The 14,264-nt window shown below is 68.4% G+C and carries 12 protein-coding genes; all 12 read left to right on the top strand.

All coding sequences use genetic code 11. The features are described from left to right. The 12 genes from ABTX81_RS18900 (at position 1) to ABTX81_RS18845 (ending at position 14,258) form a co-directional block, all read left to right on the top strand. Complete coding sequence (locus tag ABTX81_RS18900) at positions 1 to 1,050, top strand: ABC transporter ATP-binding protein (protein WP_350546862.1); 1,050 nt, start codon at positions 1 to 3, stop codon at positions 1,048 to 1,050. Beyond that, a complete protein-coding gene (locus ABTX81_RS18895; RefSeq protein WP_350546860.1) occupies positions 1,043 to 2,059 on the top strand; it encodes an ABC transporter ATP-binding protein in 1,017 nt (338 codons plus the stop codon). The genes ABTX81_RS18900 and ABTX81_RS18895 overlap by 8 nt, the downstream gene beginning before the upstream one ends. Positions 2,060 to 2,256: 197 nt before the next feature. Next, positions 2,257 to 3,885, top strand: a complete 1,629-nt coding sequence (locus ABTX81_RS18890; RefSeq protein ID WP_350546858.1) for a peptide ABC transporter substrate-binding protein — start codon at positions 2,257 to 2,259, stop codon at positions 3,883 to 3,885. Between the two features lie 84 nt (positions 3,886 to 3,969). Continuing rightward, the gene (locus tag ABTX81_RS18885; RefSeq protein ID WP_350546856.1) at positions 3,970 to 4,896 is read left to right on the top strand and encodes an ABC transporter permease; all 927 of its coding nucleotides are present in this window, start codon (positions 3,970 to 3,972) and stop codon (positions 4,894 to 4,896) included. 76 nt (positions 4,897 to 4,972) lie between these two features. Further along, positions 4,973 to 5,887: an ABC transporter permease gene (locus tag ABTX81_RS18880; RefSeq protein WP_350547073.1), complete on the top strand. Its 915-nt coding sequence runs from the start codon at positions 4,973 to 4,975 to the stop codon at positions 5,885 to 5,887. A 15-nt stretch (positions 5,888 to 5,902) separates the two neighbouring features. After that, positions 5,903 to 6,955, top strand: a complete 1,053-nt coding sequence (locus ABTX81_RS18875) for an ABC transporter ATP-binding protein (protein WP_350546853.1) — start codon at positions 5,903 to 5,905, stop codon at positions 6,953 to 6,955. Continuing rightward, a complete protein-coding gene (locus ABTX81_RS18870; RefSeq protein ID WP_350546850.1) occupies positions 6,945 to 8,078 on the top strand; it encodes an ABC transporter ATP-binding protein in 1,134 nt (377 codons plus the stop codon). The genes ABTX81_RS18875 and ABTX81_RS18870 overlap by 11 nt, the downstream gene beginning before the upstream one ends. Before the next feature lie 433 nt (positions 8,079 to 8,511). Then, positions 8,512 to 10,158 carry a peptide ABC transporter substrate-binding protein gene (locus ABTX81_RS18865; RefSeq protein WP_350546848.1) on the top strand — a complete coding sequence of 549 codons (1,647 nt, stop codon included), beginning with the start codon at positions 8,512 to 8,514 and terminating at the stop codon, positions 10,156 to 10,158. 93 nt (positions 10,159 to 10,251) lie between these two features. Beyond that, a complete protein-coding gene (locus tag ABTX81_RS18860; protein WP_350546846.1) occupies positions 10,252 to 11,196 on the top strand; it encodes an ABC transporter permease in 945 nt (314 codons plus the stop codon). Next, the gene (locus tag ABTX81_RS18855; protein WP_350546843.1) at positions 11,189 to 12,136 is read left to right on the top strand and encodes an ABC transporter permease; all 948 of its coding nucleotides are present in this window, start codon (positions 11,189 to 11,191) and stop codon (positions 12,134 to 12,136) included. Before ABTX81_RS18860 ends, ABTX81_RS18855 begins: the two co-directional genes overlap by 8 nt. A gap of 24 nt (positions 12,137 to 12,160) precedes the next feature. Further along, on the top strand, positions 12,161 to 13,246 hold the full coding sequence (locus tag ABTX81_RS18850; protein WP_350546840.1) for an ABC transporter ATP-binding protein: 1,086 nt from the start codon (positions 12,161 to 12,163) through the stop codon (positions 13,244 to 13,246). Continuing rightward, on the top strand, positions 13,239 to 14,258 hold the full coding sequence (locus ABTX81_RS18845; RefSeq protein WP_350546837.1) for an ABC transporter ATP-binding protein: 1,020 nt from the start codon (positions 13,239 to 13,241) through the stop codon (positions 14,256 to 14,258). The genes ABTX81_RS18850 and ABTX81_RS18845 overlap by 8 nt, the downstream gene beginning before the upstream one ends. Positions 14,259 to 14,264: the final 6 nt, after the last annotated feature.

Here is a 14,264-nt window from a genome sequence, read left to right as displayed (position 1 = left end):
ATGACCACCGTGATCGAGAAGAACCAGAAGAGCGGCCGCCTGGAGGTTGGCACCCCGCTGCTGGAGGTCAAGGACCTCCACGTGGAGTTCCACACCCGGGACGGCGTCGCGAAGGCCGTGAACGGCGTCAACTACTCCGTGGCCGCCGGTGAGACCCTGGCGGTTCTCGGCGAGTCCGGCTCCGGCAAGTCGGTGACCGCCCAGACCATCATGGGCATCCTCGACATGCCGCCCGGCAAGATCAGCCAGGGCCAGATCCTCTTCCGCGGGCAGGACATGCTCGCCATGAAGGAGGAGGAGCGCCGGCAGATCCGCGGCCAGAAGATCGCGATGATCTTCCAGGACGCGCTCTCCTCGCTGAACCCGGTGATGACCGTCGGCGCCCAGCTCGGCGAGATGTTCCGGGTGCACCGCGGCGCCTCCAAGAAGGAGGCCCGGGAGAAGGCCATCGAGCTGATGGAGCGGGTGCGCATCCCCGCCGCCAGGCAGCGCGTCGGCGACTACCCGCACCAGTTCTCCGGCGGTATGCGCCAGCGCATCATGATCGCCATGGCGCTCTCCATGGAGCCCGACCTGATCATCGCCGACGAGCCCACCACCGCCCTGGACGTCACCGTCCAGGCCCAGGTGATGGACCTGCTCGCCGAGCTGCAGGACGAGTACAACATGGGCCTGATCCTGATCACCCACGACCTCGGCGTGGTCGCCGACGTCGCGGACAAGATCGCCGTGATGTACGCCGGCCGGATCGTCGAGACCGCCCCGGTGCACGACCTGTACGCGCGCCCGGCCCACCCCTACACCAAGGGCCTGCTCCGCTCCATCCCGCGCCTGGACCAGAAGGGCCAGGAGCTGTACGCGATCAAGGGCCTGCCCCCGAACCTGCTGAAGGTCCCGGCCGGCTGCGCGTTCAACCCCCGCTGTGACGTCGCCACCGACCTGTGCCGCACGGAGATCCCGAAGCTGCACCAGGTGACCGACAAGGACGGCAAGGAGCTCACCGGCCGCCGCAGCGCGTGCCACCTCTGGAAGGAGACCCTCCATGGCTGAGCCCATCCTGGAGGTCAAGGACCTGGTCAAGCACTACCCGCTGACCCAGGGCATCCTGTTCAAGAAGCAGGTCGGCGCCGTCAAGGCCGTCGACGGCGTCTCCTTCGAGCTGGGGAAGGGCGAGACGCTCGGCATCGTCGGCGAGTCCGGCTGTGGCAAGTCGACGCTGGCCAAGGTGCTGATGAACCTGGAGCGGGCCACCGCCGGCCAGGTCCTGTTCAAGGGCGAGGACATCTCCAAGCTGACCGGCGCGGCCCTCAAGGCCGTCCGCCGGAACATCCAGATGGTGTTCCAGGACCCGTACACCTCGCTCAACCCGCGCATGACGGTCGGCGACATCATCGGCGAGCCCTTCGAGATCCACCCCGAGGTGGCTCCCAAGGGCGACCGCCGCAAGGCCGTCCAGGACCTGCTGGACGTCGTCGGCCTGAACCCGGAGTACATCAACCGGTACCCGCACCAGTTCTCCGGCGGCCAGCGCCAGCGCATCGGCATCGCCCGCGGCCTCGCGCTCAAGCCCGAGATCATCATCTGCGACGAGCCGGTCTCCGCGCTCGACGTGTCCGTCCAGGCCCAGGTGATCAACCTGCTGGAGCAGCTCCAGAACGACTTCGAGCTCTCCTACATGTTCATCGCCCACGACCTCTCGATCGTCCGGCACATCTCCGACCGCGTCGGCGTGATGTACCTCGGCAAGCTGGTCGAGATCGGCACGGACGAGGAGATCTACGAGAACGCCACCCACCCGTACACCCAGGCGCTGCTCTCCGCGGTGCCGGTGCCGGACCCGGAGGCGCGCGCGAACCGCGACCGGATCATCCTGACCGGTGACATCCCCTCGCCGGCCAACCCGCCGTCCGGCTGCCGCTTCCGCACCCGGTGCTGGAAGGCGGAGGAGCGCTGCTCGACCGAGGTCCCGCTGCTCGCGGTGCCCGAGGTGCTGAGCGGTGCGGCCAAGCACCAGTCGGCGTGCCACTTCGCCGCCGTCCGGGAGACGGCCGCGGCCTGACCGGTCGCCCGTTCCCGCCCGGAGGGGCCCGTCGCCGTTCGCGGCACGGGCCCCTCCGGCGTTCGCGCGGCCGGTCTGCCGGGGCGTCAACCGCCGCCCCGGCAGGTGCACCCGTCCGGGGGTCCCCAGCTCGCGCCGCCACGCGGCCGCGCTTCTCATGGGGTGTGATGCGTCACACACCTTGAGGAGGGACCTCCATGCCCGTGGCCACCCGTGCTCGATGGGTCCTCGCCGCAGCGACGTCCGTGGCCCTGGTGGCCGGCGGATGCAGTAGCAGCAGCGACGAGGGCGGCAGCAGCGGCTCGTCGGACAGCAGCAAGACCTTCAGTTACCAGAGCAGCGAGCCGCAGAACGCGCTGCAGCCGGCCAACGCCAACGAGACCGGTGGCGGGCGCATCCTGCAGAACCTCTTCAAGGGGCTGGTCGACTACGACCCCGAGACCGCGAAGCTCCGGATGCAGGTCGCGGACACGATCGACACGAGCGACTCGCAGACCTTCACCGTCACGCTGAAGGACGGCTGGAAGTTCCACGACGGCACCCCGGTGCACGCCAAGAACTTCGTGGACGCCTGGAACTGGGCGGCGACCAGCACCAACAACCAGATCAACAGCTCCTGGTTCTCCGACATCGAGGGCTACCAGGACGTCCACCCGGCCGGCGGCCAGCCGACCGCGGCCAAGATGTCCGGGCTGACCGTCACGGACGACCTGCACTTCACCGTGAAGCTGAGCAGCAAGGTCTCCTACTTCGAGTACAAGCTCGGCTACATCGCCTTCTCCCCGCTGCCGGACGGCTTCTACAGCGACCCCGCCGGATACGGGCAGAAGCCGGTCGGCAACGGCGCCTACCAGTTCGTCAGCTGGGACCACAACCAGCAGGTGGTCACCAAGGCCTTCCCGGACTACCAGGGCGTGGACAAGCCGAAGAACGGCGGCATCGTCTTCAAGATGTACAGCACGGCCGAGGCCGCGTACGCCGACCTGCAGTCCAACAACCTGGACGTGATCGACCAGGTGCCGCCCTCGGCGCTGGCCACCTACAAGAGCGACCTGGGCGACCGGGCGATCGACGCCCCGCAGGGCGCCATCCAGAACATCGGCTTCACGCTCTACCAGGCCGACTGGGCGGCCCCGGAGAAGGCGAAGGTCCGCCAGGGCCTGTCGATGGCGATCGACCGCGACACCATCACCAAGACGGTGCTCCAGGGCTCGCGCAAGCCGGCCAGCGCCTGGGTCGCCGAGGGCGTCCAGGGCTACAAGGCCGGCCAGTGCGGCGACAACTGCACCTTCGACCCGGCCAAGGCCAAGCAGCTGATCACCGAGGGCGGCGGCGTCCCCGGCAACAAGCTGACCATCACCTACAACGCGGACGGCGGCCACAAGGAGTGGGTCGACGCGGTCTGCAACTCGATCCGGCAGAACACCGGCGTGGACTGCGTGGGTGACCCGAAGCCGGACTTCAAGACCGCCCGTGCGGCGATCACCGGCCACCAGATCAACGGCGCCTTCCGCACCGGCTGGGTCCAGGACTACCCGCTGAACGCCAACTTCCTCGCCGACGTGTACCGCACCGGCGCCGCGTCCAACGACTTCGGCTACAGCAACCCGCAGTTCGACCAGCTCGCCACCCAGGCGGACGAGGCGCCCAGCGTGTCCGACACCGTGACCGGCTACCAGCAGGCCGAGGCCGTGCTGGCCCAGGGCATGCCGGCCATCCCGCTCTGGTACTACCGCACCAACTCGGGCTACTCCACCAACGTCCAGAACGTGAAGTTCGACTCCTTCGGCAACCCGGCCTGGACCCAGGTCGAGGTCAAGGGCTGACGAGTCGTTCCGCGCGGGCCCCGCCCCTTCCGCACGGAGGGCGGGGCCCGGGCACTCGACCACGTCTCCAGGAAGGAGGCTCGAATGGGCAGTTACGTGCTGCGGCGGGTGCTGCAGATGATCCCGGTGTTCTTCGGCACCACGCTGCTGATCTTCCTGATGGTCTACACGCTGCCGGGCGACCCGGTCGCGGCCCTGTTCGGGGAGAAGGCCGCGGACCCCGCCGTGGTCGCCAACCTCAAGCACAAGTACTACCTGGACCAGCCGATCTGGAAGCAGTACCTGCACTACATGGGAAACCTCTTCCAGGGGGACTTCGGCACCAGCTTCACCGGCCGCCCGGTCTCGGACATCATGGCGGACGCCTTCCCGGTGACCATCCGGCTGGCGCTGCTGGCCTTCGCCTTCGAGATGATCTTCGGACTGCTGCTGGGCCTGGTCTCCGGCCTGAAGCGCGGCAGCGTGCAGGACACCCTGGTGCTGATCCTCACCCTGCTGGTGATCTCCATCCCGGTCTTCGTCCTGGCGTACATCGCGCAGACCGTCTTCGCGACCAACCTGGGCTGGGTCACCCCGACCGTCCAGGACTCCAGGGACCTCTCCCAGCTGATCCTCCCGGCGATCGTGCTGGGCTCGCTGTCGCTCGCGTACGTCGCCCGGCTCACCCGCACCTCCATCGGCGAGAACCTGCGGGCCGACTACATGCGCACCGCGGTGGCCAAGGGCCTGCCCCGGCGCACCATCGTCACCCGCCACCTGCTGCGCAACTCGCTGATCCCGGTGGTCACCTTCCTCGGCACCGACCTCGGCGCGCTGATGGGCGGCGCGATCGTCACCGAGGGCATCTTCAACGTGCAGGGTGTCGGCAACGTCCTCTACCGGGCGATCAACCAGAAGGAGGGGCCGACCGTGGTCGGCATCGTCACCGTGCTGGTGATCGTCTACCTGGTGGCCTCCCTCGTCGTCGACCTGCTCTACGCGGTCCTGGACCCGAGGATCCGCTATGCCTGACATCCACGACGAGGAATCCTTCGAGCGGCATCCCAAACCGGGGGTGGACCACTTGGACTACGCCGGCGAGCAGGGCATGGCGGTCGAGCAGGAGACGCTGGTCGAGCCCGACCCGGAGAAGCGGGAAGAGGCCCGCAGCCTCTGGGGCGACGCCTGGCGCGATCTGCGCAAGCGGCCGATCTTCCTGATCTCGGCGGTGCTGATCCTGCTGCTGATCGTGATGGCGATCTTCCCCGGGGCGTTCACCGACGCCGATCCGCGCAAGGCCGACCTGGTCAACAACTACCTCAAGCGCCCGGACTGGACGGACTTCTTCGGCGCGGGCTGGTTCGGCTACGACGGCCAGGGCCGCTCCATCTACGCCCGGGTGGTGTACGGCGCCCGGGCCTCGATCACCGTCGGCATCTTCGTGACCGCCACGGTCACCGTGCTCGGCGGGCTGACCGGCATGGTGGCCGGCTACTTCGGCGGCACGGTGGACGCGGTGCTCTCCCGGATCATCGACATCTTCTTCGGCATCCCGCTGCTGCTCGGCGCGCTGGTCCTGCTGAACGCCTTCTCCACCCGCACGGTGTGGACCGTGGTCGTCGCGCTGGGCGTGCTGGGCTGGACCCAGATCGCCCGGGTGATGCGCGGCGCGGTGCTGACGGTCAAACAGTCCGACTTCGTGGTGGCCGGGAGAGCGCTCGGCGCCGGCACCGGCCGGCTGATGTTCCGGCACATCCTGCCGAACGCGGTCGCCCCGGTGATCGTGGTGGCGACCATCGCGCTGGGCGGCTACATCGCCACCGAGGCGACCCTGAGCTTCCTCGGCATCGGCCTGCAGGACCCGACCATCTCCTGGGGCATCGACATCTCCTCCGCCCAGAAGGTGATCCGGACCGCCCCGTTCGTCCTGTTCTTCCCGGCCGCGGCGCTCTCCATCACCGTGCTGGCCTTCATCATGCTGGGCGACGCGGTGCGCGACGCCCTCGACCCGAAGCTGCGCTGAGCGAGGGGACGCATCGTGACCACAGCAGTCGATACCGGCGGGGCCCGGCGGGAGACGCCCTACGAGGGTCCGCTGCTCGACGTCCGCGACCTGCACGTCGAGTTCGTGACCCGGGACGGGGTGGCGAGGGCGGTCAACGGGGTCAACTACAGCGTCCGGGCCGGGGAGACGCTGGCGGTGCTCGGCGAGTCCGGCTCCGGCAAGTCGGTGACCGCGCAGGCGATCATGGGCATCCTGGACATGCCGCCGGCCCGGATCCCCCGCGGCGAGATCCGCTTCCGGGGCCAGGACATGCTGAAGATGGACAAGGAGACGCGGCGGAAGGTGCGCGGGCAGAAGATCGCGATGATCTTCCAGGACGCGCTCTCCTCGCTCAACCCGGTGCTCAGTGTGGGATTCCAGCTGGGCGAGATGTTCCGCGCCCACCACAGCGCCTCGCGCAAGGCGGCCAAGGAGAAGGCCGTCGAGCTGATGGAGCGGGTGCGCATTCCCGCCGCCAAGGAGCGGGTCGACGACTATCCGCACCAGTTCTCCGGGGGGATGCGCCAGCGCATCATGATCGCCATGGCGCTGGCGCTGGAGCCGGACCTGATCATCGCGGACGAGCCCACCACCGCCCTGGACGTCACCGTGCAGGCCCAGGTGATGGACCTGCTCGCGGAACTCCAGGCCGAGTTCAACATGGGGTTGATCCTGATCACCCACGACCTGGGGGTGGTCGCCGACGTCGCGGACAAGATCGCGGTGATGTACGCCGGCCGGATCGTGGAGACGGCGCCGGTGCACGAGCTGTACGCGCGCCCGGCCCACCCGTACACCCGCGGGCTGCTGGACTCGATCCCGCGCCTGGACCAGAAGGGCCAGGAGCTCTACGCGATCAAGGGCCTGCCGCCCAATCTGCTGCGGATCCCGCCGGGCTGCGCGTTCAACCCGCGCTGCCCGCGCGCCCAGGAGATCTGCCGGCAGGAGGTGCCGGAGCTGTTCCCCGTCACCGAGGACGACGGCACCGAGCTGCCCGGACGGGGCAGCGCCTGCTTCTTCTGGAAGGAGACCCTCCATGACCGTTGACGGGCCCGGTGCGGTCGAGTCGCCGGTGGAGGCCGCCTTCGAGCAGGAGGTGGCGCGCGGCGAGCCGATCCTCGAAGTCCGCGACCTGGTCAAGCACTTCCCGCTGACCAGGGGCGTGCTGTTCAAGAAGCAGGTCGGCGCGGTGAAGGCGGTCGACGGGGTCTCCTTCGACCTCATGCAGGGCGAGACGCTGGGCATCGTCGGCGAGTCGGGCTGCGGCAAGTCGACGCTGGCCAAGGTGCTGATGAACCTGGAGCCGGCCACCGGCGGCTCGGTGCGCTACAAGGGCGAGGAGATCTCGCGGCTGACCGGGGCCGGGCTGAAGGCGGTGCGCCGCAACATCCAGATGGTGTTCCAGGACCCGTACACCTCGCTCAACCCGCGGATGACGGTCGGTGACATCATCGGCGAGCCCTTCGAGATCCATCCGGAGGTGGCGCCGAGGGGCGACCGACGCAAGGCGGTCCAGGACCTGCTGGACGTGGTCGGGCTCAATCCGGAGTACATCAACCGCTATCCGCACCAGTTCTCCGGCGGCCAGCGCCAGCGCATCGGCATCGCCCGGGGGCTGGCGCTGAAGCCGGAGGTCATCATCTGCGACGAGCCGGTCTCCGCGCTGGACGTCTCGGTGCAGGCGCAGGTGATCAACCTGCTGGAGCAGCTGCAGAACGAGTTCAACCTGTCGTACATGTTCATCGCGCACGACCTCTCGATCGTCCGGCACATCTCCGACCGCGTCGGGGTGATGTACCTCGGCAAGCTGGTCGAGATCGGCAGCGACCGGGAGATCTACGACCACGCCACCCATCCGTACACCCAGGCGCTGCTCTCCGCCGTCCCGGTGCCCGACCCGACGGCGCGGGAGAACCGGGACCGGATCGTGCTGACCGGCGATGTGCCCTCCCCGGCCAACCCGCCCTCCGGCTGCCGCTTCCGCACCCGGTGCTGGAAGGCGCAGGAGCGGTGCGCGGTGGAGGTCCCGCTGCTGGCGGTGCCGGGCTGGCTGAGCGGGCCGGCCGCCCATGAGTCGGCCTGCCACTTCGCGGCCGAGCGCGACCAGGCCGAGGGCGACCAGGCGGAGCGGGACGGCCCGGGGGAGCGGGGCGGGCCGGAAAGCGTTTGACACCGGGGCCCGGCCCCGTCGGCTGAGCGCGTCCTCCTGACGGAGGGCGCGCTCCCGTGTTTGTCCACCCGTCGACCTGCGGTAATTCCACCGGGCCGCACCGGCCGTCCGCCGAAATAGATCATTACGCTTCGTAAAGATTCGAATACCGGAGTTTTCGGTTCGCTATTCGGAAAGCGGAGCGAATGATTCCGGGCGTGATATGGCGGAATTTGCCGAGTATTGTCACGGGTTGGTCCCGGCCTGTAATTGAAAAGAGATGTGATGGCGATTCCGCCGAAGGGGTCGGTTGATCGATAGTTGCTCTGCGCGTATCAGTGGTCACCTCGCCAGCTGTGCGGATCGGCCCTGAGATGTCGACCCCCGCCCTGCCCGGCACACCGGGTGGTGGGGCGCCGTTCGTTCGTAAGCCCCTAAATCGAGGAGCAGTTGAATGAGGCTCACCAAGACGATGCGCTGGACCGCGCTGGCGGCGTGCACGGCGCTCGCGATCTCCGCCTGCAGCACCGGCAGCGACAAGAAGTCCTCGGAAGGGGCGAACGGGTCGGGCAAGAAGGGCGGCTCGATCAGCATCCAGTCGGGTGAGCCGCAGCACGGGCTGATCCCGCAGAACACCGCGGAGTCGGAAGGCGCCCAGGTGCTCGCGCAGCTGTTCGCCGGCCTGGTGGAGTACGACCGGCAGACCAACGAGCCGAAGCTGCGCGTCGCCGAGTCGATCGACTCCCCGGACAGCAAGGTCTGGACCATCAAGCTCAAGGACGGCTTCACCTTCCACAACGGCGAGCCGGTCACCGCGCAGTCCTTCGTCGACGCCTGGAACTGGGGCGCCAACCAGGACAACGCGGCCGAGGGCCTGCCGTTCTTCTCCAAGATCGAGGGCGCCGAGGAGCTCTCCCCGGGCAAGGACAAGAAGCCGGCCACCGACAAGCTCAAGGGCCTCAAGGTCGTCGACGACAAGACCTTCACGGTCACCCTCAGTGCGCCGTTCTCGCAGTTCAAGATCATGCTGGGCTACACCGCCTTCTACCCGCTGCCTAAGGCCTTCTTCCAGGACCAGAAGTCCTTCGAGGACGCCCCGATCGGCAACGGCCCGTTCCAGATGGACGGGAAGTGGCAGCACAACGAGAAGATCACGATCAAGCGCTACGAGAAATTCCCGGAGTCGGCCGGAAAGGCCAAGCTGGATTCCGTCACGTTCAAGATTTACGACAAGCTGGAAACGGCCTACAACGACCTGCGGGCCAACAACATCCAGATCACCAACAAGCTCCCGATCTCGGCCATGGGCACGGTCAAGAGCGAGTTCGGCGACCGCTACATCTACAAGCCGGAGTCGGGCGTCGGCTTCATCGGCTTCCCGATCGCCACCAACCCGGCCGCGTACGGCAAGCCGGAGATCCGCAAGGCGATCTCGATGGCGATCGACCGCGAGGCGATCACCAGGACCATCTTCTCGGGCACCCGCATCCCGGCCGACGACTTCATCAGCCCGATCATCCCGGGCTACCGCAAGGGCGCCATGGGCGACGCGGCGAAGTACGACCCGGCCAAGGCCAAGCAGCTCTTCACCCAGGCCGGCGGTGTCCCGAACAACACCATCGAGCTGGGCTACAACGCCGACGGCGGCCACAAGGAGTGGATCGAGGCCGTCGGCAACCAGCTGAAGAACAACCTCGGCGTCGAGGTCACCTTCAAGCCCTTCGAGAAGTTCGGCAAGATCCTGGACGCGCTGGGCGACAAGCAGTTCTCCGGCGCCTTCCGGATGGCGTGGCAGATGGACTACCCGTCGATGGAGAACTACCTGCGGCCGATCTTCTCCAAGGTCGCGATCGAGAACGGCTCCAACTACGGCGGCTACGTCAACGAGCAGTTCGAGTCCGTGCTCGCCCAGGCCGACCAGGCGAAGAGCCTGGACGAGGGCCAGAAGCTGTACCAGCAGGCCGACGACATCCTGATCAAGGACCTGCCGTACATCCCGGTCTACACCTACATGACCTCGGCCGCCTACACGAAGACCGTCAAGAACGTGGTCGTCGACGCCCAGAACCGCATCGACCTGGCCAACGTCGAGCTGGCCTGACCGTCCCCCAGCCCGACCGGCGCGTCCTGACGGGCGGCGCGGGAAACCCCCGCACCGCCCGGCTCCGGCGTGCCCCCACCACGAGGAGACCGCATGGGCCGCTATGTGGTCCGCCGGATCATCCAGGCCATACCTGTGATCCTCGGCGCGACTTTCCTGATCTACGCACTGGTCTTCCTGCTGCCTGGCGACCCCATCACGGCACTGGCCGGCGAGAAGCGGCAGGACCCCGCCGTCGTCCAGGTCCTCCGGGACCGGTACCACCTGGACGACCCGTTCTTCATCCAGTACTGGGACTACCTGACCGGCCTGTTCAAGGGCGACTTCGGTGAGGACTACCGCGGCAACCAGGTCGTCGACGTGATGCGGCGGGCCTTCCCGTACACCATCAACCTGGCGCTCACCGCGCTGGCCATCGAGATGGTGGTGGGTGTCACCGCCGGCGTGGTCGCCGCCCTGCGGCGCGGCAAGTTCATCGACAACGTGGTGCTGATCTCGACCCTGATGGTCATCTCGATCCCGGTCTTCGTGATCGGCTTCGTGCTCCAGCTGCTCCTCGGGGTGAAGCTCAACACCGACTACGGCATCGACTTCTTCCCGGTCTCCTTCAACGAGGACGCCGGGTTCCGGTCCTATCTGCTGCCCGGCTACGTCCTCGCCTCGACCTCGCTGGCGTACGTGGCCCGGCTCACCAGGACCAGCCTGATCGAGGTCATGCGGGCGGACTACGTGCGGACGGCGGTCGCCAAGGGCCTCAGCCCGCTGCGGGTGGTGGTCCGGCACGGGCTGCGCAACGCGCTGATCCCGATCGTCACCTTCCTGGGCATGGACCTCGGCGGCCTCATGGGCGGCGCGGTGATCACCGAGGGCATCTTCAACATCCCGGGCGTCGGACACCAGCTCTTCCAGTCCGTCTACCTGCGGGAACGCACCATCGTCGTGGGCATCGTGAGCGCCCTGGTGATGGTCTACCTGTTCGCCAACCTGGTGGTCGACCTGCTGTACGCCGTCCTGGACCCGAGGATCCGCTATGAGTGAGCCGACGAAGAGCGAGAACGTGAGCGGGGCGATCCCCGGGCAGCGCGGCAGCGGCAAGGGCGGCAGGGGCGGCAAGGACGCCGAGCGGGTCGCCAGTCTCTGGAGCGACGCCTGGGCGGACCTGCGCCGCAACCCGCTGTTCCTGATCGGCGGGTTCCTGGTGCTGTTCATGGTGGTGCTCGCCGTCGTCCCCGGGCTGTTCACGGACGCGGACCCGCGGTCCGGAGGCTTCTGCAACCTGGCCGACTCGCTGAAGCGGCCCAGCGGCGACCACTGGTTCGGCTTCGACGTCCAGGGCTGCGACATCTACACCCGCACCGTCTGGGGCGCCCGCAACTCGATCATCGTCGGCCTGGTGACCACCACCCTGGTGGTGCTGACCGGCGGCCTCCTGGGCCTGTGGGCCGGCTGGATCGGCGGCCTCGGGGACAGCGTGCTCTCCCGCGTCACCGAGATCTTCTTCGCCATCCCGCTGCTGCTCGGCGGCATGCTGATCATGTCGACCTGGGGCAAGGGCAACGCCTGGACGGTCTCCGCGGTGATGGCCGTGCTCGGCTGGCCGCAGATCTACCGGCTGATGCGCTCGGCGGTGCTCGCCAACAAGCACAACGACTACGTGGTGGCGGCCCGCGCGCTGGGCGCCGGAACCGGGCGGATCGTCGGCCGGCACATCCTGCCGAACGCCGTCGCCCCGGTGATCGTGGTCTCCACCATCAACCTGGGCGTCTACATCGGTGCCGAGGCCGCGCTGTCCTACCTGGGCATCGGCATCCAGTCCCCGGCGATCTCCTGGGGCCTGATGATCAGCGACGCCCAGGCCCGCTTCCTGAACGCCCCGCACGTCCTGCTCTTCCCGGCCGCCGTGCTGAGCGTCACCGTGCTGGCCTTCATCATGCTCGGCGACGCGGTGCGCGACGCCCTCGACCCGAAGCTGCGCTGAGGAGGGCCGCGGACCATGACTGACATGACCAAACCGGCGAAGGACGGCCCGGGCCCGGGCCGGGACACGGTGGAGGTGATCGGCGCGCGCCGGGAGAGCCTGGTGCCCGGGACGCCGCTGCTGGAGGTCGACGACCTGCACATCGAGTTCCACACCCGGGACGGCGTCGCCAAGGCCGTCAACGGGGTGAGCTACTCGGTGTCGGCGGGGGAGACGCTGGCGGTGCTCGGCGAGTCCGGCTCCGGCAAGTCGGTGACCGCGCAGGCGATCATGGGCATCCTGGACATGCCGCCGGGGCGGATCACCGCCGGCTCGATCCGGTTCCGGGGCGAGGACCTGCTCACCATGAGCCCCAAGGCCCGGCGGGCGGTGCGCGGGCGCAAGATCGCGATGATCTTCCAGGACGCGCTCTCCTCGCTGAACCCGGTGCTCAGCGTCGGCTACCAGCTGGGCGAGATGTTCCGGGTGCACCAGGGGGCGAGCCGCAAGGAGGCCAAGGAGAAGGCCGTCGAGCTGATGGAGCGGGTGCGCATCCCCGCCGCCAGGCAGCGGGTCGGCGACTATCCGCACCAGTTCTCCGGGGGGATGCGCCAGCGCATCATGATCGCCATGGCGCTGGCGCTGGAGCCGGACCTGATCATCGCGGACGAGCCCACCACCGCGCTGGACGTCACCGTGCAGGCCCAGGTGATGGACCTGCTCGCCGAGCTCCAGGCCGAGTTCAACATGGGCCTGATCCTGATCACCCACGACCTCGGCGTGGTCGCCGACGTCGCGGACAAGATCGCGGTGATGTACGCCGGCCGGATCGTGGAGACGGCGCCGGTGCACGAGCTGTACGCGCGCCCGGCCCACCCGTACACCCGCGGGCTGCTCAACTCGATCCCCCGGCTGGACCAGAAGGGCCAGAACCTCTACGCGATCCAGGGCCTGCCGCCGAGCCTGCTGCGGATCCCGGACGGCTGCGCGTTCAACCCGCGCTGCGACCGGGCCCAGGACGTCTGCCGCACCGAACTCCCGCGCCTGGTCCCGGTGCTGGACGAGCAGGGGGCCGATCTGCCGGGCCGCCGCAGCGCGTGCCACTTCTGGAAGGAGACCCTCCATGGCTGAGCCCATCCTGGAGGTGAAGGACCTGGTCAAGCACTACCCGCTGACCCAGGGCATCGTCTTCAAGAGGCAGGTCGGCGCGGTCCGGGCGGTGGACGGCGTCTCCTTCGAGCTGGGGAAGGGCGAGACGCTCGGCATCGTCGGCGAGTCCGGCTGCGGCAAGTCGACGCTGGCCAAGGTGCTGATGAACCTGGAGCGGGCCACCGCCGGCCAGGTGCTGTTCAAGGGCGAGGACATCACCCGGCTCTCCGGGGCCGGGCTGAAGGCGGTGCGCCGCAACATCCAGATGGTGTTCCAGGACCCGTACACCTCGCTCAACCCGCGGATGACGGTCGGCGACATCATCGGCGAGCCCTTCGAGATCCACCCCGAGGTGGCGCCGAAGGGTGACCGACGCAAGGCCGTCCAGGACCTGCTGGACGTCGTCGGCCTGAACCCGGAGTACATCAACCGCTATCCGCACCAGTTCTCCGGCGGCCAGCGCCAGCGCATCGGCATCGCCCGCGGCCTCGCGCTCAAGCCGGAGGTCATCATCTGCGACGAGCCGGTCTCCGCGCTGGACGTCTCGGTGCAGGCGCAGGTGATCAACCTGCTGGAGCAGCTGCAGAACGAGTTCCAGCTCTCCTACATGTTCATCGCGCACGACCTCTCGATCGTCCGGCACATCTCCGACCGGGTCGGCGTGATGTACCTCGGCAAGCTGGTCGAGATCGGGACGGAGGAGGAGATCTACTCCCACCCGACGCACCCGTACACCCAGGCGCTGCTCTCCGCGGTGCCGGTGCCCGACCCGACCGGGCGCGAGCAGCGCGAGCGGATCCTGCTCAGCGGTGACATCCCCTCGCCGGCCAACCCGCCCTCCGGCTGCCGCTTCCGCACCCGGTGCTGGAAGGCGGAGGAGCGCTGCGCGAGCGAAGTCCCGCTGCTGGCCGTGCCGTCGGCGCTGAGCGGGCCGGCCGCGCACGAGTCGGCCTGCCACTTCGCGGAGGTGCGGGACGTGATCGGCTCGGGCTGAGCGCGT

This window comes from Kitasatospora sp. NPDC097605 (assembly GCF_040302725.1).
GTDB lineage: Bacteria > Actinomycetota > Actinomycetes > Streptomycetales > Streptomycetaceae > Kitasatospora.
The sequence above is the reverse complement of the archived record's forward strand: the minus strand, read 5'-3'. Positions and strand labels throughout refer to the sequence as shown.

Bases quoted from the DNA above. Each gene is read 5' to 3' on its own strand.
- ABTX81_RS18900 (WP_350546862.1), top strand. From the start codon at position 1: ATGACCACCGTGATCGAGAAGAACCAGAAGAGCGGCCGCCTGGAGGTT.
- ABTX81_RS18895 (WP_350546860.1), top strand. From the start codon at position 1,043: ATGGCTGAGCCCATCCTGGAGGTCAAGGACCTGGTCAAGCACTACCCG.
- ABTX81_RS18890 (WP_350546858.1), top strand. From the start codon at position 2,257: ATGCCCGTGGCCACCCGTGCTCGATGGGTCCTCGCCGCAGCGACGTCC.
- ABTX81_RS18885 (WP_350546856.1), top strand. From the start codon at position 3,970: ATGGGCAGTTACGTGCTGCGGCGGGTGCTGCAGATGATCCCGGTGTTC.
- ABTX81_RS18880 (WP_350547073.1), top strand. From the start codon at position 4,973: ATGGCGGTCGAGCAGGAGACGCTGGTCGAGCCCGACCCGGAGAAGCGG.
- ABTX81_RS18870 (WP_350546850.1), top strand. From the start codon at position 6,945: ATGACCGTTGACGGGCCCGGTGCGGTCGAGTCGCCGGTGGAGGCCGCC.
- ABTX81_RS18865 (WP_350546848.1), top strand. From the start codon at position 8,512: ATGAGGCTCACCAAGACGATGCGCTGGACCGCGCTGGCGGCGTGCACG.
- ABTX81_RS18860 (WP_350546846.1), top strand. From the start codon at position 10,252: ATGGGCCGCTATGTGGTCCGCCGGATCATCCAGGCCATACCTGTGATC.
- ABTX81_RS18855 (WP_350546843.1), top strand. From the start codon at position 11,189: ATGAGTGAGCCGACGAAGAGCGAGAACGTGAGCGGGGCGATCCCCGGG.
- ABTX81_RS18850 (WP_350546840.1), top strand. From the start codon at position 12,161: ATGACCAAACCGGCGAAGGACGGCCCGGGCCCGGGCCGGGACACGGTG.
- ABTX81_RS18845 (WP_350546837.1), top strand. From the start codon at position 13,239: ATGGCTGAGCCCATCCTGGAGGTGAAGGACCTGGTCAAGCACTACCCG.